General features: G+C 75.9%; 22 protein-coding genes. 10 read left to right on the top strand and 12 right to left on the bottom strand.

Features of this window, described 5'->3' with window-relative positions:
• Positions 1-10 precede the first annotated feature (10 nt).
• Both ACR9E3_RS06540 and ACR9E3_RS06535 read right to left on the bottom strand, forming a co-directional pair.
• Positions 11-1,435, bottom strand: a complete 1,425-nt coding sequence (locus ACR9E3_RS06540; RefSeq protein ID WP_460379283.1) for an acyl-CoA synthetase — start codon at positions 1,433-1,435, stop codon at positions 11-13.
• A gap of 38 nt (positions 1,436-1,473) precedes the next feature.
• Complete coding sequence (locus ACR9E3_RS06535; RefSeq protein ID WP_460379281.1) at positions 1,474-2,166, bottom strand: TetR/AcrR family transcriptional regulator C-terminal domain-containing protein; 693 nt, start codon at positions 2,164-2,166, stop codon at positions 1,474-1,476.
• 78 nt (positions 2,167-2,244) lie between these two features.
• Between ACR9E3_RS06535 and ACR9E3_RS06530 the strand changes: the two genes are divergently transcribed.
• Entirely contained in the window at positions 2,245-3,075 is an 831-nt protein-coding gene (locus ACR9E3_RS06530) for an NAD(P)H-binding protein (protein WP_460379280.1), read from the top strand.
• A 7-nt stretch (positions 3,076-3,082) separates the two neighbouring features.
• Here ACR9E3_RS06530 and ACR9E3_RS06525 read toward each other — a convergent pair whose 3' ends face one another.
• The 3 genes from ACR9E3_RS06525 to ACR9E3_RS06515 are packed head-to-tail and all read right to left on the bottom strand — an operon-like array spanning position 3,083 to position 5,924.
• Positions 3,083-3,934: an ABC transporter permease subunit gene (locus tag ACR9E3_RS06525; RefSeq protein ID WP_460379279.1), complete on the bottom strand. Its 852-nt coding sequence runs from the start codon at positions 3,932-3,934 to the stop codon at positions 3,083-3,085.
• Complete coding sequence (locus ACR9E3_RS06520) at positions 3,931-4,887, bottom strand: ABC transporter ATP-binding protein (protein WP_460379277.1); 957 nt, start codon at positions 4,885-4,887, stop codon at positions 3,931-3,933. The genes ACR9E3_RS06525 and ACR9E3_RS06520 overlap by 4 nt, the downstream gene beginning before the upstream one ends.
• Entirely contained in the window at positions 4,884-5,924 is a 1,041-nt protein-coding gene (locus tag ACR9E3_RS06515; protein ID WP_460379276.1) for a LolA family protein, read from the bottom strand. The genes ACR9E3_RS06520 and ACR9E3_RS06515 overlap by 4 nt, the downstream gene beginning before the upstream one ends.
• 82 nt (positions 5,925-6,006) lie before the next feature.
• Between ACR9E3_RS06515 and ACR9E3_RS06510 the strand changes: the two genes are divergently transcribed.
• The 3 genes from ACR9E3_RS06510 to ACR9E3_RS06500 all read left to right on the top strand — a co-directional run bounded on the left by ACR9E3_RS06510 (position 6,007) and on the right by ACR9E3_RS06500 (position 8,528).
• Positions 6,007-6,672, top strand: coding sequence for a response regulator transcription factor (locus ACR9E3_RS06510; RefSeq protein ID WP_460379659.1), 666 nt, complete (start codon positions 6,007-6,009; stop codon positions 6,670-6,672).
• Complete coding sequence (locus ACR9E3_RS06505) at positions 6,669-7,976, top strand: sensor histidine kinase (RefSeq protein ID WP_460379275.1); 1,308 nt, start codon at positions 6,669-6,671, stop codon at positions 7,974-7,976. The genes ACR9E3_RS06510 and ACR9E3_RS06505 overlap by 4 nt, the downstream gene beginning before the upstream one ends.
• Before the next feature lie 288 nt (positions 7,977-8,264).
• Entirely contained in the window at positions 8,265-8,528 is a 264-nt protein-coding gene (locus tag ACR9E3_RS06500; RefSeq protein ID WP_460379273.1) for a hypothetical protein, read from the top strand.
• Positions 8,529-8,572: 44 nt separating this feature from the next.
• Here the strand turns inward: ACR9E3_RS06500 and ACR9E3_RS06495 are convergent, their stop codons facing one another.
• Entirely contained in the window at positions 8,573-9,499 is a 927-nt protein-coding gene (locus ACR9E3_RS06495; protein WP_460379272.1) for an EamA family transporter, read from the bottom strand.
• A gap of 80 nt (positions 9,500-9,579) precedes the next feature.
• Here ACR9E3_RS06495 and ACR9E3_RS06490 point away from each other — a divergent pair, with 80 nt between their 5' ends.
• The gene (locus ACR9E3_RS06490; RefSeq protein WP_460379271.1) at positions 9,580-10,068 is read left to right on the top strand and encodes an Lrp/AsnC family transcriptional regulator; all 489 of its coding nucleotides are present in this window, start codon (positions 9,580-9,582) and stop codon (positions 10,066-10,068) included.
• Here the strand turns inward: ACR9E3_RS06490 and ACR9E3_RS06485 are convergent.
• The 4 genes from ACR9E3_RS06485 to pcaH form a co-directional block, all read right to left on the bottom strand.
• On the bottom strand, positions 10,065-11,444 hold the full coding sequence (locus ACR9E3_RS06485; protein ID WP_460379270.1) for a glycosyltransferase: 1,380 nt from the start codon (positions 11,442-11,444) through the stop codon (positions 10,065-10,067). The genes ACR9E3_RS06490 and ACR9E3_RS06485 overlap by 4 nt on opposite strands.
• Before the next feature lie 49 nt (positions 11,445-11,493).
• Positions 11,494-12,630, bottom strand: a complete 1,137-nt coding sequence (locus tag ACR9E3_RS06480) for a 4-hydroxybenzoate 3-monooxygenase (protein WP_460379658.1) — start codon at positions 12,628-12,630, stop codon at positions 11,494-11,496.
• Between the two features lie 65 nt (positions 12,631-12,695).
• Positions 12,696-13,301, bottom strand: coding sequence for a protocatechuate 3,4-dioxygenase subunit alpha (gene pcaG / locus ACR9E3_RS06475; protein ID WP_460379268.1), 606 nt, complete (start codon positions 13,299-13,301; stop codon positions 12,696-12,698).
• Positions 13,301-14,011, bottom strand: coding sequence for a protocatechuate 3,4-dioxygenase subunit beta (gene pcaH, locus ACR9E3_RS06470; protein WP_285659947.1), 711 nt, complete (start codon positions 14,009-14,011; stop codon positions 13,301-13,303). The genes pcaG and pcaH overlap by 1 nt, the downstream gene beginning before the upstream one ends.
• A gap of 115 nt (positions 14,012-14,126) precedes the next feature.
• Between pcaH and ACR9E3_RS06465 the strand changes: the two genes are divergently transcribed.
• From ACR9E3_RS06465 to ACR9E3_RS06445, 5 genes are all read left to right on the top strand, one after another.
• A complete protein-coding gene (locus ACR9E3_RS06465; RefSeq protein WP_460379267.1) occupies positions 14,127-14,972 on the top strand; it encodes an IclR family transcriptional regulator in 846 nt (281 codons plus the stop codon).
• 82 nt (positions 14,973-15,054) lie between these two features.
• Positions 15,055-16,107, top strand: coding sequence for an esterase/lipase family protein (locus ACR9E3_RS06460; protein ID WP_460379265.1), 1,053 nt, complete (start codon positions 15,055-15,057; stop codon positions 16,105-16,107).
• Between the two features lie 66 nt (positions 16,108-16,173).
• A complete protein-coding gene (locus ACR9E3_RS06455; protein ID WP_460379263.1) occupies positions 16,174-17,058 on the top strand; it encodes a Rieske (2Fe-2S) protein in 885 nt (294 codons plus the stop codon).
• A gap of 76 nt (positions 17,059-17,134) precedes the next feature.
• Positions 17,135-17,440: a hypothetical protein gene (locus tag ACR9E3_RS06450; RefSeq protein ID WP_460379262.1), complete on the top strand. Its 306-nt coding sequence runs from the start codon at positions 17,135-17,137 to the stop codon at positions 17,438-17,440.
• Positions 17,441-17,701: 261 nt separating this feature from the next.
• Positions 17,702-18,670 carry an acyl-CoA desaturase gene (locus ACR9E3_RS06445; RefSeq protein ID WP_460379261.1) on the top strand — a complete coding sequence of 323 codons (969 nt, stop codon included), beginning with the start codon at positions 17,702-17,704 and terminating at the stop codon, positions 18,668-18,670.
• 7 nt (positions 18,671-18,677) lie between these two features.
• Here the strand turns inward: ACR9E3_RS06445 and ACR9E3_RS06440 are convergent, their stop codons facing one another.
• Together ACR9E3_RS06440 and ACR9E3_RS06435 are read right to left on the bottom strand one after the other, a co-directional pair.
• Positions 18,678-19,040: a YrhK family protein gene (locus ACR9E3_RS06440; RefSeq protein WP_460379260.1), complete on the bottom strand. Its 363-nt coding sequence runs from the start codon at positions 19,038-19,040 to the stop codon at positions 18,678-18,680.
• 32 nt (positions 19,041-19,072) lie between these two features.
• On the bottom strand, positions 19,073-20,158 hold the full coding sequence (locus tag ACR9E3_RS06435; RefSeq protein ID WP_460379259.1) for a hypothetical protein: 1,086 nt from the start codon (positions 20,156-20,158) through the stop codon (positions 19,073-19,075).
• Positions 20,159-20,203 lie beyond the last annotated feature (45 nt).

Genomic DNA, 20,203 nt, shown 5'->3' with positions numbered 1-20,203 from the left:
GCTCACATGGCTAGAGCCGCGCCTTCTGCACCTTGCCCATGGCGTTGCGGGGCAGGGCGTCGACGACGCGGACCTCGCGGGGGCGCTTGTGCACCGAGAGGCGTTCGGCGACGAAGGCGATGATCTCGTCGGGATCGACGGCCGCGCCGCTGACGACCACGTGGGCGACGATCCGCTGGCCCAGGTCGTCGTCGGGCTCGCCGACCACCGCCGCCTCGCTGATGGCGCCATGCTCGAGCAGCGCGGTCTCGATCTCGCCCGCACCGACCCGGTAGCCGCCGGTCTTGATGAGGTCGACGCTGCGCCGGCCGACGATGCGGTGGTAGCCGCCGGCGTCGATCACCGCGGCGTCGCCGGTGCGGAACCAGCCGTCGTCGGTCCACGTCGCGGCGGTCGCCTCGGGCCGCCCGAGGTAGCCCGAGAACAGGCCCGGCCCCCGCACCTGCAGCTCGCCGATGGTCTCGCCGTCGTGCGGGAGGAGCTCGCCCTCGTTCTCCTCGTCCGTCGACGCCAGGCGGGTCTCGAACCCGGCGACGGGGACGCCGACCCAGCCCGGGCGGCGCTCCCCGTCGGCCCGGACCGACACGGTGATCATCGTTTCGCTCATGCCGTAGCGCTCGATCGGCGCCTGCCCGGTGAGCTCGCGCATCGTCTCGAACACCGGGACCGGCAGGGGCGCGCTGCCGGAGACGAGCAGCCGGGCCGACCGCAGCGCAGCGGCGGAGTCCGGGTCGGCGGCGACGCGCGACCACACCGTCGGGACGCCGAAGAGCAGGCTGGCGCCGTGGTCGCGCACGGCGGCGGCGTACGCCTCGGGCTTCGGGCGCCCGACGTGCACGAGGTGCGACCCGACCCGCAACGCCCCGAACACGCCGAGCACGAGCCCGTGGACGTGGAACAGCGGCAGGCCGTGCGCGAGCGTGTCCCCGGGCGTCCACTCCCACGCCTCGGCGAGGCCGTCGAGGCCCGCGGCCATCGCCGCCCGGGACAGGAGCACGCCCTTGGGCGGGCCGGTCGTCCCGGAGGTGTAGAGCACGAGCGCCGGGCCGTCGTGCGGTGCCTCGCGGGCGACGTCGCCGCTGCGGCGGGTCAGGTCGACCTTGCGGACCGGCAGCGTGATCTCCGGCGGCCGCTCGCCGATCCACAACGAGGCGCCCGAGTCCGCGAGGACGTGACCGCGCTCGCCGGGTCCGGTGTCCGGCGGGACGGGGACGACGGGCACGCCGGCGAGCAGGCCGCCGACCATCGCCACGACCGTCTGCGCCGTCGGCTCGGCGAGCACCGCGACCGGGCCCTCGTCGGGCCGCTCGCCGATCTGGTCGGCCACGACCGCCGCGGCGCCCAGCAGCTCGGGACCGGACATCGTGGTGTCGCCGACCCGGATCGCCTCGGGCTCGTCGAGGGCCCCGTCGAGCAGCGCAGCCAGCAGCGTCATGGCGCCCATGATGAGCGTGGCCCGGACGGCCCGCGCGGCTACCCCTGGGCGAGGAGGCCGTCGACGATCACCCGCAGCTTCCACGCGTCGCGCTCGTCCCCGCCGCCCGCCGTCAACAGCGGGCGGAGCGCGGTGATCGCCGGGAACGCCTCCGGGTCGAGGCGCGCGTAGACGGCGTCGATCCGGCCGGCGAAGTCGGCACCCATCGCCTCGGCGGTGGCCTGCGCCGGGTCGGCGATCGCGCGCTGCGCGCGGTTCCACGCGCCCTGCTCGAGCGCCGAGGAGGCGACGTACTGCACGAGCAGGTCGACCGCCCAGGCGCACGCCGCGTCGGCGATCCCGCCCTCCCGCAGCAGGCGCAGCATCTCCTCGGTGATCCGCAGGAAGTGCGGACCCAGGGGCACGGTGGCGATGGCCGCCATGGCGAGGTCGCCGTGCGCCGCGAGCGCGCCGACGACCCGCGCGACCAGCTGCTCGAGGCGGTCGCGCCAGTCGCCCCCCGTCGGCAGCTCCACCCCGGCCAGCGCGAGGTCGTGCGCGGCCTCCATGAGCTCGCCCCGGTCGGCGACGTAGACGTAGAGCGACGCCGGACCCGTGTCCAGCGCGGCCGCGACCCGCCGCATGCTCGCGGCGTCGAACCCGACCTCGTCGACCACCGCGAGCGCGGCCGCCACCACGGCCTCGCGGCTCAGCGCGGACTTCGCGGGGCGGGTGCGGGGGCTCGCGGGCACGGCCGTCACCCTAGCTTGACGATCGGTGTTCGCGGCGTACGGTGTTCGTCACGAACGTCGTTCGTCAAGGAGGTACCCGTGATCCTGGTGACCGGAGCCCGCGGCCGCGTCGGCCGCGCCGTCATCGACGCCCTGCTCGCGACCGGCATCCCCGCCGGAGACCTCCGCGGCTCGGGCCGCGACGCGAGCCGGCTCGACCTGCCGGCCGGGGTGGCGCCCGTTGCCGTCGACCTCACCGACCCCGCCACGCTGGCGCCCGCGCTCGACGGCGTCGAGCAGGTGCTCCTCTACGCGCAGGGCGACACGTCCGGCCTCGCCGACGCCGCGGTCGCGGCCGGTGTCGAGCACGTGGTGCTGCTGTCGTCGATGTCGAGCACTCACCACGACCCCGCCGACCGGATCGGGGAGATGCACCGGGAGGCCGAGAAACCCCTCGTCGACGCCGACCTGACCGCGACGCTGCTGCGCCCCGGCGCCTTCGCGGCGAACACCCTCGACTGGGCCGCGGGCGTGCGCGCCGGCGTCGTCGAGCTGCCGTATCCCGACAGCCACGTCACCCCGATCCACGAGGCGGACATCGCCGACGTCGCCGTGGCGGCCCTGACCGGAGGAGCCGTGCGCGGCACCGCGCCGACCCTCTCGGGACCGGAGTCGCTGTCGTTCCGGGACCAGGTGGCCACCATCGCGGCCGAGGTGGGCCGCGACGTGGAGGTCGTGGGCCTCTCGGCGGACGAGTACCGCGAGCGGATGAGCCGGTACGCCCCGTCCTGGGTCGCCGACTCGCTGCTGCACCTGTGGGCGCCCGCCGACGGGGTGCCGCAGCCGGTCCACGACGTGGCCCCGCTCCTGGGCCGGCCCGGGCGGACCTTCGCGCACTGGGTGCACGACCACCGCGACGCCTTCGCCTGACCGGGCCCTACCCGTCGCGGCGTCGCATCCGCCACACGGTGACCGCGGCACCGAGGACGAGGTAGACCAGCGCGCGCAGCGTGCTCGAGGCCAACCCGTCGAGGGGCAGCGGGTCGCGCAGGGCGTCGGTGCCCGCGCCCCAGCCCGAGGTCAGCAGGAGGGGCTGGAGCCACTCGAGCGACGGGATCGCCGCGAGGACACCGAAGACGATCAGCCCGCCGAGGACCGCGGCGAGCACGACGAGCGGGTGCTCGGTGAACGCCGAGACCGCGAGGGCGACGGCGGCGACCGCGAGGAGCTGGACGATCGTCCACCCGGCCACGAGCGCCACGCGCCCGAGCGCCTCGCCGAGCCCGAGTGTGGTGCCGGACAGGGTGATCAGCGTGCCGCTCGGCCCGCCGACCACGATCCATCCCGTCACCACGCCGACGACGGCGACGGCGAGGACGGCGACGACCGCGACGGTCAGCACGCCGACGCCCTTCATGGCGACGAGCCGCGTCCGCCCGACCGGCGCCAGGAGCAAACCACGCAGCGTGCTGTGCGCGGCCTCGCCGGCCAGCGCGTCCGCGGCCGCGGTCGCCACGGTGAGGGGCAGCAGCAGCGCGAGGGCGAGCGAGAGCGCCGCGATCGGGAGGACCAGGCCGTTGCCCGCCACGGCCGCCACCAGGCCGGGGCCGTCGCGGTCGCCCCCGCCCGGGCCGCCGGTCAGCGCGATCCCCACCCCGATCGCGACCGGGACCAGCGCCAGGAGCGCGAACAGCACCAGCGTGCGGGGCCGGCGCAGGACCCAGCGGACCTCGGCGGCGGCCAGCCTGCCGAACGGCGCCGTGGTGCGGGCGGGCTCGACCGTCGTCACGCGTCCTCCTCGGTCAGCCGGGCGAACAGCTCCTCGAGGTGGGCACGGCGGCGGTGGACCTCCCAGACCGCGACCCCGGCCCCGACGAGGGCCGCCACGATCTGCGGCGCCTCCAGCGGCCCGGGCGGGACCGCGACCCCGCCCTCCGCGCGGTGCGCCGGCGTGCCGGCGGCGCGCAGGGCGGCGATCGCGTCGTCGACGTCGGGGGTGCTGACGACCAGCCCGCCCGCGTCGGCGTCGAGCAGGGCGGCGAGCTCCCCGGAGACGAGCAGCGTGCCGGTCTGCAGCACCGCGACGTGGCTGCAGACCGCCTCGACCTCGGCGAGCAGGTGCGAGGAGAGCAGCACGGTGGCGCCGGCGTCCCGCAGCTCGGCGACGACCCGGCGGACGTCGCGGGTGCCGGCCGGGTCGAGCCCGTTGGTCGGCTCGTCGAGCACGACCAGGCGCCGGGGGACCAGCAGCGCGGCGGCGAGCCCGAGCCGCTGCTTCATGCCCAGCGAGTACCCGCGGTAGCGCCGCCGCGCGGCGTCGGCGAGCCCGACCCTCTCGAGCGCCGCGTCGACGGGCCCGCGTGCGTCGCCGACCAGGCGGGGCTCGGCGGCCGCGCAGCGCAGCAGGTTGTCGCGCCCGGTGAGGAACGGGTGGAACCCGGGACCCTCGACGAGCGCCCCGACGTCGGGCAGGGCGGCCGCGAGGTCCGTGCCGGCGTGCCCGAGGAGCTCGACCGTCCCGGCGGTCGGGCGGGTCAGCCCGAGCAGCATCCGGATGAGCGTGGTCTTGCCCGACCCGTTCGGCCCGAGCATCCCGAGGACCGCCCCGGCGGGGACGTCGAGATCGACGTCGTCGATCGCGACGGTGGCGCCGAAGGTCTTGCGCAGCCCACGGACCCGGGCCGCGACCGCGTCGCGCGGCGCCGCCGTCACCGTGTGCGGGGTCGAGGTCGCCGCCGTCACCGGGCGAGGGCCTCGGTGAGCACCTGCTGCGGCACGGCACCCGCGGCGATCCGGCCGTCGTCGGTGACGATCACCGTGGCGACCGCCGTGGTGATCACGCGCCCGCTGCCCCAGGGCCCGCTGACCGGCGTGCCCAGCGCCGAGAGGTCCGGGGCGCCCTCGGGACGCTGCTGGCCCGGCTGGGGCTGGGGCGCCCGGCCGATCAGGACCGTGTCCCAGCCGTCGCCGACGCGCGCGGGCCGCTGGCCGTCGGGGTGCTGGCCGTCGGGGTGCTGGCCCTCCGGGCCGGGCGCGTCCCGGACCGTCGTGCCCGGCGGCGGCGTGAAGGTGAACAGCGCCGGGTCCTGCGGGCCGTAGGCGATCTGCGAGAAGCCGACCTGCAGCGCGGGCTCCCGGGAGCCCTGGGCGAGGACGGTGAGCTGGAGCGGCTGGCGCGTCTCGGCGTCGACCGCGACGCGGACCTCCCGCAGCAGCGTGCGCTCGGTGGGCAGCGGCGTCAGCACGAGCTGGTAGGCCGCCCGTCCCGCGACCTCGGCCGTGCCGTCGACCGCGACCGTGCTCGACTGCCGCAGCGTGGCCACGGCCTGCGTCGCCGCGGCCGTCGGGTCCTGGGCCCCGGCGTCGCCCGGCGGCCCGCCGCGGCCGTTTCCGGCGGGCGCGCGGGTCGCCGTGCGGTCGCGGGAGTCGTAGGACCAGCGCGTCGTCCCGTCGGAGACGAGCGTGCGCTCGCTGTCGCCCGACGGGATCGCGACCCGGCCGCGTCCCTCGCCCCCGGACCACACCCGGATCGTGGAGGTGCCGTTCGCGAGCTGCGGGACCCCGGGGACGGCGGGCAGACCGAGGGCGTTGTCGACGTCGACCTCGCCGGCGAACGCGCCCGGCCGGGCGGTCATCACCGAGGAGACGAGGTCCTCCGGGCTGACCGGAGGCAGCGGGGGTGCGGCCGCCGCGCCCGCCGGGGCGACGAGCAGGCCCACGCCGACCGCCCCCACGAGCGCCGCCCCGAGCCCTGCCCCGACCCAGCTCCTGCGTCCCATGGCCCCATCGTGGACGCGGCGTGCTGAGACGGTCTCAGTGTCCGCCGCCGCGGAACGCCCTACCGTCGAGGGCGTGCCGCGGGTGCTGGTGGTCGACGACGAGCCCGGGGTGCGCGACGCCCTGGTCCGCGGGCTGGGCGCCGAGGGCATGGACGTGCACGCCGTCGCGCACGGCGACGAGGGCCTGCGCGAGGCGGCGACCGGCGCCTACGACGCCGTCGTCCTCGACATCATGCTGCCGGGCCTGTCGGGCTACCGGGTGCTCGAGGCGCTGCGCGCCGAGGGGGTCGCCACCCCCGTGCTGCTGCTCTCGGCGAAGGACGGCGAGGTCGACCAGGCCGACGGTCTCGACCTCGGCGCGGACGGCTACCTGGTCAAGCCGTTCTCCTTCGTCGTGCTCGTGGCCCAGCTGCGGGCGCTGCTGCGCCGCTCGGGTCCGGCGACCGCCCGGGTCACCCGCGGCGCGCTGAGCCTGGACCCCGCGACGCGCTCGGTGAGCTGGGACGGCCGGGAGGTCGAGCTGTCGGCGCGCGAGTTCGCCGTGCTCCACGCGCTCGCGCTGCGCCCGGACGCCGCGCTGACGAAGGACGAGCTGCTCACCGCGGTGTGGGGCGGGGGCGGGTCGGCGAGCCGCAACGTCGTCGAGGTGTACATCGGCTACCTGCGTCGCAAGCTCGCGGCGGTCGGGGCCGGCGACCTCGTGCGCACCGAGCGGGGCCGCGGCTACCGGCTGGGCGCCGGGGCGTGAGCCCGTCGGTCCGCGGCTGGTGGGCGCGGCGCACGCTGCGGACGCGGATCACGCTCGTGGTCGGGGTGGTCGCGGTCGTCGCCCTGCTCGCGCTGGGGCGGGTCGCGGGCGGGCTGCTGTTCTCGGCGATGGTCTCGAGCGGGGACGCCGCCCTCACCGACCGCGCCGCCGCGGCCGCGCGGGCGGTGGCCGCCGGGACCGCGGTGCCGGGGGACGTGCGGGTCGTCGACGTGGCCGGCGCCCCGGTCGACGGGCGGGGTCCTCCACCGGTGGGGCCCGACGCCGTGCGGCGCCTCGCCGCCGGGGAGCCCGTCGTGGTCGGCGGCCCGCCCGGACCTCGGCGCTGGGTCGCCGTGCCGGTCCCGGCGCCCGACGGGTCCCCGCGTCTGGTCCTCGCGTCGCGGGACCTCGACGGCGTCGCCACCCTGTTCGCCGACGCGGCCCGCGGGCTCGTGGTCACGGCCCTGCTCGGCGCCGTGGGGGTCGGCGCCGCCGCGTGGGTCGCGACCCGGGTGGCGCTGCGCCCGGTCGACCGGATGCGGACCGCGGCCGCCTCGCTCCCGCCGGGCGAGCGCCTGCCGGTGCCGCCCGCCCGCGACGAGCTCGCCGCCCTCGCCGAGGAGATCAACGCCCTGCTCGCTCGCCGCGACGACGCGGTGGCCCGCCTCGAGCGCTTCACCAGCGAGTCGGCCCACGAGCTGCGCTCCCCCATCGCCGCGCTGCGCGCCCAGGCCGACGTCGCCGTCGCGCACCCCGACCGGGCGGGCGGTGAGGAGAGCTGGCGAGCCGTCGCGCGGGAGGCCGAGCGGCTGTCGGCGCTGGTCGCGGACCTGCTCGCGCTGGCGCGCGCCGACGCGGGCGAGCGGGTGCCGGCCCGGCCGGTGGACCTCGTCGACGCGGTCGGCGAGGCGCTCGCCCGCCTGCCCGAGGACACGGCGATCGCGACCACGCTGTGGGCGCCGATGCCGGTGGCGGTCGCCGCGACACCCGCGGAGGTCGCGATCGTGCTGGACAACGTGCTCGCCAACGCCCGGCGTCACGCCGCCACCGTGGTGCACGTGTCGGTGGTGCCGGCGGGCCGGTGGGTCCGGCTGCTCGTCGACGACGACGGGCCCGGCATCGCGCCGGCGGACCGCGACCGGGTGTTCGACCGCTTCACCCGCCTGCGGCCGGAGGCCGGCGACGGCAGCGGCCTGGGCCTGGCGCTGGTCGCCCGGCTGGTGGCCGGCCGCGACGGCACGACCCGGGCCACGACGTCCCCGGACGGCGGGACGCGGCTGGTGGTGCGCTGGCCGGCGGCCTGAGATCCCGCGACTCGCCGTGTGGCCCGGGTGGTGGGAGCGAGGGTCACCCTCGCTGCCTCCCACGCAGCCAGGGACGCCCTCGCTCCCCTCGAACCTGCGCCGGCCGCCCCGACCCGGGAGGAGCGAGGGTCACCCTCGCTGCCTCCCACGCAGCCAGGGACGCCTTCGCTCCGCCCCCAGCCCGCCCGCCGGCCCCGAACGGGCGCCGCTGTCGGGGGTCGCGGGCACACTGGTCGGTGTCGCGCTTCCCCCGCGGCGCAGCGTCCGTCCTGCCCGAGGGGAGCCGTCGTGACCACCCATGCCGACCATCGCCGCGCCCGCGCGCGGCTCGACGCCGAGACCATCGACCGCGCCGCGGCGGTGCTGCGCCGACGGGTCGCGCTCGGCCGCTACGCCGGTCTCGCCGGCGACTACGCCGGGTTCGAGGTGTGCGCGCTGCTCGAGGCGGTCGCGCACGCGACTTCGGAGGACGCCCGCTCCTCGCGCATCCGCGACGCGGCGCTGCGCGCGGCGCGGGCGGTGCTCGCCGACGAGCCGGGCCACGGCTCGTGATCGTGGGGGAGTTCCTGACGTTCAGTGTCAGCGTGGACGCCAGGCTAATCGTCGTCGTGAGCCCCGTCCGCCCGCTGCGCCAGCTCTGCCCGCCGCTCCCGGTGCCCGTCGGTCACGACGGCGAGGGCGACGCCCGCGACGAGGGCCACCTCGCCCAGCAGGGCCAGCGGGCCCGGGATCGCGCCGGCGTGCACCGCGGCGAACACGAAGCCCCACGCGGTCTCCAGCGCCATCAGCTGGCTGACGAGCACCGGCGAGAGCCGCGCGGCCGCCGCGTGCCACAGGCGCACCGCGAGCCACGACGACACCAGGCCGAGGAAGAGCACGACGAGCAGCGCGCGCACCGGCTCGGCGGGCACGCCCTGGGTCGCGACGAGCCAGGCGCCGATCGGCAGGGCCAGCACGCCGGCGGCCAGTCCCTGGGCGCCCGCGAGCACCGGGCCGAGGTCGGGGCGGTCGTGCAACAGACGGTGCGAATCGAGCCCGTACCAGCTCCAGGAGGCGACGGCGACGAGCGCGAGCGCCGTGCCGACCAGCGCGGACCACCCACCCGGGCCCGGGGTCGGGGTGGCGTGCACGAGCACCTGCCCGACCCCCACCAGCACGAGCGCCGGGGCGAGGGCGACCAGGCCCGCGCGCCCCCGGTGCCAGGCGGAGACCAGCGCCATGACCACGGGCACGATGCCGATCGTCGCGACGGCGATCGTCGGGCCGGCCAGGCGCACGGCGAGGGCGACGAGGCCGTAGTAGACGACCGAGCCGGTGAGGGCGTGCGCCACGACGCGGGCCCACGGGACGTCCGCCCGCAGCACCCGTCGCACCTGGGGCAGCGACACCGCCCCGAAGGCCACGAACCGACCCATCGCCAGCAGCAGCGCGGGCGCGAGCGGCGCCAGCTCGGGCGCGATGAACACCGCTCCCCAGCCCGCGCCGGCGATCACCATCGCCACCAGAGCCATCCGCCTCGTCATGTCTCCACGTTGCGCCCGGAGCCGCGGGCAATGTCGGGCGATCTACGGAGTCGATCGCCGAGGCGGCGCATGATGTCGTCATGACCGCGCCGAAGCGTGCACGATCCGCCCAGCCGTCGCTGGACCGCCTCGACCGCCGGATCCTCGACCACCTCGCCGACCACGGGCGGTCGAGCCTGGCGGACCTGGCGGAGGCCGTGTCGATCTCCGCGTCGTCGGCGCAGCGCCGGCTGCGACGCCTCGAGAGTGAGCAGGTCGTGCGCGGCTACCGGGCGGTGCTCGACCCCGAGGCCGTCGACCGCGCGCTGGTCGTGCACCTGTCGGTGACCCTGGTCGACCACACCGCCAACACCGTCGGTCGGTTCGAGCGGCACATCGTCGACCTCGACGGCCTGGTCAGCTGCCACCACGTCACCGGCGACGTCGACTACCTGATCCGCGTCGACCTCGCCGACGTCGCGGCCCTCGACGTCCTGCTGCGCCGCACCCTGGCCCGGGTCCCCGGCGTCGCGCGGCTCACCACCATGGTCGCGACCTCGGCGCTGGTCGACCGCTACACCCAGATCTAGCCCGCGGTGAGCCGGTCCACCTCGGTGAGCAGGTCCGACACCTGCTTGACGACGCTGAACCCGTCGCGCGCGTACCGGGCCGCCTCCGGGCCCTTGTCCTGCTTCCAACCCTCGTCCAGCGACCGGTCCACCGCGGCTGTCAGGGAGTCCGCGAGCGCCTGCCGGTCGTCGGTCTCGGGCACGAGCGTCCCGACCGCGTCGGTGACGAAGTCCCGCGGCCCGCCGGAGTCGGCGCCGATCACCGGCGTCCCGCACGCCATGCACTCGAGGAACACGAGCCCGAACGGCTCCCGGTACGACGGGAAGACGCCCACGTCGGCGCAGGCGAAGATCGTCGCGAGCTCCTCCTGCTGGCGTGGCCCGAGGAAGTAGGTGCGCTCGAGACCCAGCTCGGCGGCGAGGTCGTGCATCCGGACCTGCTCCTCGACCGGCCCCGAGCCCGCCACCAGCGTCAGCACCCGCCGCTCCCCTCGCTCGTAGGACGCGGCGGCTCGGAGCAGCGCGTCGAGGCGCTTCCAGTCGGCGAACTTGCCGACGAACGCGACGACGGCGTCGAACCCGCCCTCGGGTGCGACCGCCTCGGGCGCCCGGTCCGAGCCCGCCGGCGGCTGGGTCGTGAAGCCCGCCAGCACCCGCTCCCGGTCGGCGTAGAGCTCCGGCGCGGGGTGGAAGACCTGCTGGTTGTAGCCGTTGTGGGAGAGCACGATCCGTTCGCGGGGGAACTCCGGGAAGATCGAGGCGAAGGCGTCGATCTGCTCCGAGGAGATCGAGGCGACGACGTCGACGCCGTGCTCCGGGCCCGCCGACCAGTCGAAGATCTTCTCCTGCTGGATGAACGGCAGGAACCGCCACGGGAACTCGTCCGGGTTGTCGCCGCGCTGCTCCTGGACGTACATCTTCAGCTCGGTGCCGTGCGCGAAGTCGAGCAGTGGGAGGCGCGGGCGGCCCGCGGCGACCCGGGCCCGGACGACGTCGCGCATCACGACCGCGTTCATGAACGCGTGGTGGGCGATGAACAGCGTGAACTCGTCGTCCGTCGACGCCTCGACGTCGTCGATGAACGCGGTGACCTCCGCGGTCAGCCGGGCGCGGTACGCCGCGACCTCGTCGGGGTCCATCGCGTGCCAGCGGTAGCTCGAGACCGGCGAGATCGACTCGCAGATCGGGATGTCGTGTTCGAGGGCGAACACCCGCACGTCGTCCTCGCCCGCCCGGCTCCGCTGCACCCGCGACGGGTACATCGAGTAGTCGCGCACCCCGTCCAGCTCGTTGTACGCGCGGTGGTGGGCCTCGTGCAGGATCCCCGAGCCCGGGGCGAACTCGCCGTCGCGCTGCCAGTTGTTGGTGCCCAACTGGAAGATCAGCCGATCGCCCATGTGGTCGTCTCCCCCGCGCGTGTGATCGTCGCGGCGAGCCTAGGCCGCGCTACAGCGCGCCGAGGGCGAACCCCCGGTAGTTCTCCGCGAGCGCCCGCCGGGCCGGCTCGGAGGCCTCGATGAGGTGCAGGTGCGACAGCGCCAGCCGCTCGTCGAACGGGTCGCCGTCCGGGTCGACGTGCAGCATCGTCGTCATCGTCCAGGAGAAGTGCGACGCCCTCCACACGCGGCGCAGCGCGCTGTCGGAGTAGGCGTCGATCAGGGTCTCGTCCTTGGTCGCGAACCACTCGCCCAGCGCCTCGGCCAGCACGCGGACGTCGGCGACGGCGAGGTTGAGGCCCTTGGCGCCCGTCGGCGGCACGATGTGCGCGGCGTCGCCGGCGAGGAAGAGCCGCCCGTGGCGCATCGGCTCGGTGACCATGCTGCGCATCGGCGTCACGGACTTGTCGGTGACCGGCCCGCGCGCGAGGGTGAAGGAGCCGTCGTCCAGCGCGAAGCGCGCCGACAGCTCGTCCCAGATGGCCTCGTCCGCCCAGTCGGCGGCGTCGGTGCCGTTGGGCACCTGGATGTAGGCGCGGGTGACGCTCGGCGAGCGCATCGACGCGAGCGCGAAGCCGGTGCGCCCCCGGGCGTAGATCAGTTCGTGGGACGACGGGGCGACGTCGGCGAGGATCCCCAGCCACGAGTACGGGTAGATCCGCTCGAACCGTCGCACGAGGTGCTCGGGGATCGCGCGGCGCGCCGGGCCGTAGGAGCCGTCGGCGCCGACGACGATGTCGGCGTGCAGCACGTGTTCGCGATCGTCGCTCCGGTAGCGGACCCGAGGCGCGTCCGTCTCGACGTCCTCGACCACCAGCACCTCGGCGTCGAACAGCAGCGGCTCGCCCTGGTCCAGCCGCAGCGCGATGAGGTCCTTGGTCACCTCGGTCTGCGCCCAGATCATGACGCGCTCGCCGGTGAGCTCCTGCATGTCGACGCGGACGCTGCGCCCGGAGAAGCGCAGCTCGAAGCCGTCGTGCGGGAGACCCTGCGCGTCCATCCGCGCGTCGGCGCCGACCTCGCGCAGCGCCTCGACGGTGCCGTGCTCGAGGATGCCGGCCCGCTGCCGGGTCTCGACGCGCTCGCGCGGGCGCGCCTCGAGCACCACCGCGTCGACGCCCCGCAGACGCAGCAGGTGGGACAGCATGAGGCCCGCCGGACCGGCCCCGACGATCGCGACCTGGGTGCGCTCCGGCACGGGGCTCACCGGGCTCACCGTGGCGTCTCGGTCGTCGCGGGCGGTGCGCCCGAGCCCTGGGTGGACAGGTCGAGGAAGACGGTCTCGCCCGGCCCCTGCATGCGCACGTCGAAGCGGTAGCCGGGGCCGGTCGGGCCGCCGTCGGGGACGGCGATCAGCGTGGCGCGCCGCTCCTCGTCGAGCGCGGCGAGCAGCGGGTCGGCGGCGTTCGCGTCGACGTGGTTCGGGAAGTAGACGCGCGTGAACAGATGGTGCAGCAGCCCGCGGGCGAACACCGTCACGGCCAGGTGCGGGGCGTGCGGCGAGTCCGTCGGGGCGGCCGGCCGCAGGGTGCGCAGCGTGTAGTCGCCGGCCCGGTTCGTCGGGACGCGGGCGAAGCCGGTGAACGAGCGCCCGTCGCGCTGCATCGAGCCGGCGCGGGTCGGCAGGCGCCCGTCGGGCCCGGCCTGCCAGAACTCCAGGAGCGCGTCGGGCACCGGCGCCCCGGCGCCGTCGCGCACCGTGCCGTTCAGCGTGATCGCGCCGGGCGTGCCGGCGGGGACGACGTCGCCGCCGCCCTCGAACGGCAGCCCGAACGCGAAGAAGGGCCCGACGGTCTGGGAGGGCGTGAGGTCGAGCATCAGACTCCGTCCGGATCCTGCGGCGTGGCGTGGGCGCCGTCGAGCACGATGTCCCAGCGGTAGCCCAGGGCCCACTCGGGCTCGGTGACGTCGTGGTCGTAGGCCGCGATCAACCGCTGCTGGGCCTTCTCGTCGGTGACCGACTGGAAGATCGGGTCGAGGCCGAACAGCGGGTCGCCCGGGAAGTACATCTGCGTCACCAGTCGCTGGGTGAACGCGGTCCCGAACAACGAGAAGTGGATGTGCGCCGGGCGCCAGGCGTTGGTGTGGTTGCGCCACGGGTAGGCGCCCGGCTTGATCGTGACGAAGCGGTAGCGGCCCTCGTCGTCGGTGAGTGCCCGCCCGCCGCCCGAGAAGTTCGGGTCGAGCGGGGCGGGGTGCTGGTCGCCGTCGTGGCGGTAGCGGCCGGAGGCGTTCGCCTGCCAGATCTCGAGGAGCTGGTTGCGGACGGGGCGCCCGTCGCCGTCGAGGACCCGGCCGGTGACGATGATCCGCTCACCGAGGGGGTCGCCGGTGTGGTGGCGGGTGAGGTCGGCGTCGATCGGGGCCACGTCGGCGGGGCCGAACACCGGCGCGGTCAGCTCGGTGAGGCTCGGCGGCGCGACGACCAGGGGCCGCTGCGGCGACCGCAGCGCGGTGCTGCGGTAGGGCCGGTAGGCGCGGTCGGGGTGGCCGTCGGGCTGTGGCGGCGCGGCGGCCGCCTCGGCGATCTCGGCGGAGACCTCTCGCTGTGTGGCGGGCTGCGGCGATGCGGTCACCGGCCCAGGGTGCCTGGTGGCCGGGGCGTGCCAGAATCGAGCTTCCGGCCACCGGAAGGAGCCCAGGGTGAGCCCAGCGCGGGGCGGCCAGAGCGGGCCGTCGGTCACCGGACGCGTGCTCGGGATCCTCTCCGCCTTCGGGCCGTCGGCCGAGGCCCTCACGCTGTCGGGCATCGCCCGCGCCGCCGGGCTGCCGCTGTCGACCGCGCACCGTCTCGTCGGCGAGCTCGCGTCGTGGGGTGCGCTCGAGCGCGGCGAGGACGGGCGCTACCGCATCGGGCTGCGGCTCTGGGAGGTCGGCGCCCTCGCCCCGCGGAGCCTGGGCCTGCGCGAACGCGCGATGCCCTACCTCGAGGACCTCTACGAGGCGACGCGGCAGAACGTGCAGCTCGCGGTGCGCGACGGGCACGAGGTCGTCTACGTCGAGCGGTTGGCCCACCCGGAGGCGGTCCGTGTCTTCAGCCGGGTCGGCGGGCGGATGCCCCTGAACGCCACCGGCGTGGGCCAGGTGCTGCTCGCGTTCGCGCCCGCGGCTGTGCAGGAGGACGTGCTCGCGAGCCCGCTGCCGGCGCTCACCCCGCGCACGATCACCGACCCGCACGAGCTGCGGCGCGTGCTCGCCGCGGTCCGGCGGGAGGGCGTCGCCGTGTGCGACGGGATGGTCGACCTGCTCTCGCTCTCGGTCGCCGCCCCGGTGCGCGGGGAGGACGAGCGGGTCGTGGCGTCGCTGTCGGTGGTCGTGCCGAGCACCGGCGCCGAGCCGCGCACGATCGTCCCGGCCGTGCGGGCGGCCGCCCGCGGCATCTCCCGCGCCCTCGGCGCACCGTCGGCGCGGCGGCGCCCGGCTGGGGTGATCACTCCGCAGCCGACGGCGACCGACGACCCCGCCTCCGGCGCCGAGCGGGGCGCGTGACCGGTTCGATCACCGATCGTTGGTCCGTTCGGGCGCCGACGGCCGACTCCTGGTCCTCGCACCCGCGACGGGAGGTCGGCGGATGGGACTCGGGCGCCGCATGTGGGGAGTGCTCCTCGGGGCGCTGCTCGTCCTGGTCGCCCTCGCGTCGCCCGCCCTGGCGGACCCCGGCCCGCAGCTGCCGCTGCCGGTCCCCCAGCCGGCGCGCGACTACGCCCCGCTGGATCGGCCCGGGCCGGCGCTCGACGTCGCGCAGGAGAAGCTGGACGGGTCGCTCGACTGCTCGCCCGACGTCGACGACGCCGGCCGGGCCCCGGTCCTGCTCGTCCCCGGCACGACGCTGACCGCCGAGGAGAACTTCTCCTGGAACTACGAGCGCGCGTTCGCCGCCGCGGGCCGCCCGTACTGCACCGTCACGCTGCCGAACCACGCGATGAGCGACATCCAGGTCTCCGCGGAGTACGTCGTCGCGGCGATCCGGACGATGAACGAGCGCAGCGGGCAGCGCGTGGCGGTCGTCGGGTTCAGCCAGGGCGGCATGATCGGGCGCTGGGCGCTGCGGTTCTGGCCGGACACCCGCCAGCAGGTCGGCGAGATGATCGGCATCGACCCGTCCAACCACGGCACCCTCGACGCCTACCCGGTGTGCGCGGCCGCGGGCTGCGCGCCCGCGTTCTGGCAGCAGCAGACGCTGTCGGCGTTCACGACGGCGCTGAACTCGGGCACCGAGACGTTCGCGGGCATCGACTACACGCAGATGTGGACGCCGACCGACGAGGTCGTCGTGCCCAACCTCGGCCCGCGGCCGAGCTCCGCGCTCACCACCGGCGAGGGCCGGCGCGCGAACATCTCGACCTTCGACGTCTGCCCCGGCCATGTCGCCGACCACTTGTCGATGGGCTCCTTCGACGCCGTCGCCTACGCCCTGGTGACCGACGCGCTGGACCACGACGGCCCCGCGAAGGCGTCGCGGGTCGATCGCGCGGCGTGCCTGCGGCCGTTCCACGAAGGCGTCGACCCGGTGACCTTCCCGGGCCGCCTCGCGACCTACACCGCGGGGATCGGGGCCCAGGTGGCGCTCTACCCGCACGAGCTCGCCGAGCCGCCCCTGAAGCCGTACGTGGCGGCCGACTGACCGCGGGGTTTGGCCGACGTCCGTGATCGGCGACACCCGGGGACCACCACACCCCCGGAGGCCCTTGTGCGCCCGTTCGACGACATCGACCGCCTCGCGAACACCCCCGCCCTCGACAAGGTCGCCGCGCCGTTGCGCGACGCCGTCCACAAGGTGCTCACCCGCCAGGACGTGAAGGACGCGCTGCACGGCGTGTGGCTGGGTCACCCGCTGCACCCGTTGCTCGCCCAGCTCTCGCTCGGCAGCTTCGTCTCCGCGGGCGTGCTCGACGTCGTGCCGCGCACCCGCCGGCCGGCGACGGCACTCATCGCCCTCGGGCTGGTCTCGGCGGTGCCGACCGCGGCGGCCGGCTGGGCCGACTACGCCGATGGGCACGAGGAGCAGCAGCGCGTCGGTGTGGTCCACGCCGCGGCCAACGGCGCCATGCTGGCCGGCTACGCGGTCTCGCTGGCCGCGCGCGCGAAGGGGCGGGGCCTGGGCGGCGCGCTGTGGGGATGGGCCGCCCTGGCCGTGGGGACCGCCGGCGCCACGCTCGGCGGGCACATGGCCTATCACCAGGCGATGGGCGCCAACCACGCCGAGGGCTACCCGCACATCGGTCCGGGTGACTGGACGGACGCCGGCCCCGTGGCCGATCTGCCCGAGGGCGAGCCGGCGCGACGGGTCGTCGGCGACGTCGGCGTGCTCGTCGTGCGGCGAGGCGTGCGGATCCACGCGCTCGCCGACCGCTGCGCGCACGCCTCGGCGCCGCTGCACGAGGGCGAGGTCGTCGACGGCGACGCCCGCGGTGACTGCGTGGTGTGCCCGTGGCACGGCAGCGTCTTCCGGCTCGACACCGGCTCCGTCGTGCACGGCCCGGCCACGGCGCCGCAGCCGACGTTCCGCACGCGGGTCCGCGACGGGCGCCTCGAGCTCGCGGTGACGGGCCACGCGGGCGTGCCGGCGAGCTGACCCACGCGTGCCACGGCCCCCGTGGCGGGCATCCCGGCCCGTTCCGCGACCCCTGCGACCCGAGGAGGACCGCCCGATGACCGTGCACGCCCTCGCCGACTTCCCGACCTACGGCTTCCAGCACTTCCGCCAGGCGTTCCGTGACGCCGATGCCGCGCGGGACTGCCGCAGCGCCCGCGTCTTCCACGCCGACGACGATCGCGTGGTCGTGCTGCTGACCTACCCGGACGCCGACGCCCTCGCCCGGTTCCGCGCCGAGATGGAGAAGGACATGGCGTCCGGAGGTGACATGGCGCCGCCGGTGTTCACCGAGCTGGCCGAGGACGACGACCTGGTGCGCAGCGAGGGGGCACCGGCCACGACGGCGACGGCCGAACGCTGACCGGAACACCGAGCGTGTGGCGTGGACGACAGTCCGTGGCAGCCGTATGGCACCGCTGACGCTCCGCGGCCTACCGACGTGCGACGACCGGGTGAGCGCCGAGCGGCCGTCGGACGAAGCGCACCCGGCCGTCACGGGACAGCTCCGTGGCCCGGGGAGCGGGGGTCGGGGAGCCCGTGTCAGGGTTGCCTCACCGGCCACCGGCCGGCTGGTCGACGAGTTCGTCGCCCAGGACCGCCCGCCCCTCGGGAGCTTCCCCGCATGACGTCCGGTCCGGCCTCGCCGCCCGCCGACCCGCCCGCCGATCCCCCGGTGGAGAAGCCGGCGGAGCTCAGCGACCACCGACGCCACATCGCCCCGCACGTGATGGTCTACGTGTTCGCGTTCGTGCCGTTCGTCGCGCTCGTCGCCGCCGTGCCGCTCGCATGGGGCTGGGGCCTGTCGTGGCTCGACGTCGGCCTGACCGCCGCGTTCTACGTGCTGACGATGCTCGGCGTCACCGTCGGGTTCCACCGGTACTTCACCCACGGCGCCTTCCGCGCGCGGCGTGCGCTGCGGATCGCGCTCGGCATCGCCGGCAGCATGGCCGTCCAGGGACCGATCCGGCACTGGGTCGCCGACCACCGTCGCCACCACGCGTTCGCGGACAAGGAAGGCGACCCGCACTCGCCCTGGGCGTTCGGGACGTCGCCGGCCGCGCTGGTGCGCGGGTTCTGGCACGCGCACATGGGGTGGATGTTCGAGCGGTCCCTGACCAATCAGCAGCGCTTCACCCCCGACCTGCTCGCCGACCCCGACATGCGCTTCGTGCACCGCGCCTTCACCTGGCTCACGGTGGTGAGCCTCGCGGCGCCGCCGGTCATCGGCGGGCTCGTGACCTGGTCGTGGTGGGGTGCGGTCACGGCGTTCTTCTGGGCGAGCCTCGTGCGCGTCGGCATGACCCACCACGTCGCGTGGTCCACCAACTCGATCTGCCACCTCGTCGGCGAACGGCCGTGGGGTGCGCGCGACCGCTCGACCAACGTGTGGCTGCTCGCGATCCCGAGCATGGGCGAGTCCTGGCACAACCTGCACCACGCCGACCCGACGTCCGCCCGCCACGGCGTCGGGCGTGGCCAGATCGACATCTCGGCGCGCACGATCTGGGTGTTCGAGAAGCTGGGCTGGGTCAGCAACGTCAAGTGGCCGACCGCGCGCCGTCTCGACCGCCTCGCCGCGCGCGCCGCCTGAGCTGCGCTCAGAAGTCGGGACCGAAGTCGGTCGGCATGCCGTGCGCGGACGGCACACGCTGCAGGTGCACCCGCCGGGAGAACCGGATGACCGGCCGGACGAGCAGCTCGACGCTGCCGATGACGAAGAACCACGTCCCGACGTAGGTCGTCTCCGCGGAGAAGAACAGGATGCTCCCGACGAGGAACCAGAGCCCGACGAGGATGTCGTTGACGATCGAGAGGACCTCGTAGCGACGCCGGACGACGAGCTCCTCGTGGCCCACTTTGTAGACCAGGGGCGGGAGGTGGGGAGGGTCGAGCCCGTCACCGGCGCCGCCGCTGCCGCCGCTGCCGTGCCCGCCCGTGCCGCTCCCGCCCGCTGCGCTCATGGGTGCAGCCTGCCTCCTGCGCGGGGAACCGCTCAGGAGCGCGCGCCGAGCGTGCGGGCATGACGCTCGGCGGTGTCGGCGTCCTCGCCCGCGCGGTCGGCCTCGCGGCGGCGGGTGTCGCGCTCGCGGGCGGCGGCGTCCGCGCGCTCCCACGCCTCCCGGCGGGCCTCCTCTGCGGCCTCGAGGCGGGCGCGCAGGTCGCTGACGGCGGCGTCGGCCTCCTGCGCCTCGCCGGTGGCGGCGTCGGCCTCCTGCGCGGCCTCCTGCGCGGCGTCGGCGGCCGCGTCCGCCCGCTCGCGGGCCTCCCGCGCGGCCTTCTCCGCCCGTTCCCGCTCCTCGCGCTCGCGGCGCTCGCGTTCCTCGCGCTCGCGTTCCTCCTGTTCGGCGCGCTCGCGTTCCTCGCGCTCGCGGGTCTCCTGGTCGTCGCGCACGTCGAGGGCGTCGTCGGCGTCGTCGGCGTCGTCCTCGGTGTCCTCGGCTTCGGGCGCCGCCGGACGGGCCGGGCGATGATCGGGGCGACGGCGCGTCGGCCGTGACGCCGCGGCGCTGCGTGCCGGACGGGCGCCGGACGCGGGACCGCCCAGGGCGGCACTGATCCCGCCCTCGCCGAGCCCCGGACCCGCCTCCATCCCGCCGGCCAGCTGCCCGCCCGCGAGCGCCCGGGCGGCGGCCGGGTCGGCGAGCGCGGCGCCGATGGTGCGCTCCAGCTCGCGGACCGCGGGGTCGCCGAGCCGCACGGCCTCCTCGCGGGCGATCCGCCGGCCCCGCTCGACCAGCGCGTTGATCAGGCCGTGGCGCTGACGCGAGAGCTGGCGCAGCGCGTCGCCCTCCAGCTTCTCCTGCGCCTCCCGCAGCGAGGCCCCCAGTTCCTCGAGCCCGCCGATCTCGTCGGGGAACTCGCGGGCCAGGCGGTTGGCCACCCACGCCGCCACCGACGGCTTGCGCAGCGCCCCGATCTCCTTGGCGAGCTCGCGGTCGCCGGCCTGCCGGACCTGCTTGACCATCGCGTCGCGGACCGGGATGAACTCCTCGCGGCCCACGCCGTAGAGCAGGTCGGCCGCGTCCTCCAGCGAGGCGGGGAGCTCCTCGTCGGTGTCCTCCGTGGGCTCGTCGGTCACGTCGGACGCCGGGTCATGCGGGCACCTCGTCGATCAGCGCGGGTG

This window comes from Actinomycetospora sp. C-140, from assembly GCF_054796175.1.
The sequence above is the reverse complement of the archived record's forward strand: the minus strand, read 5'-3'. Positions and strand labels throughout refer to the sequence as shown.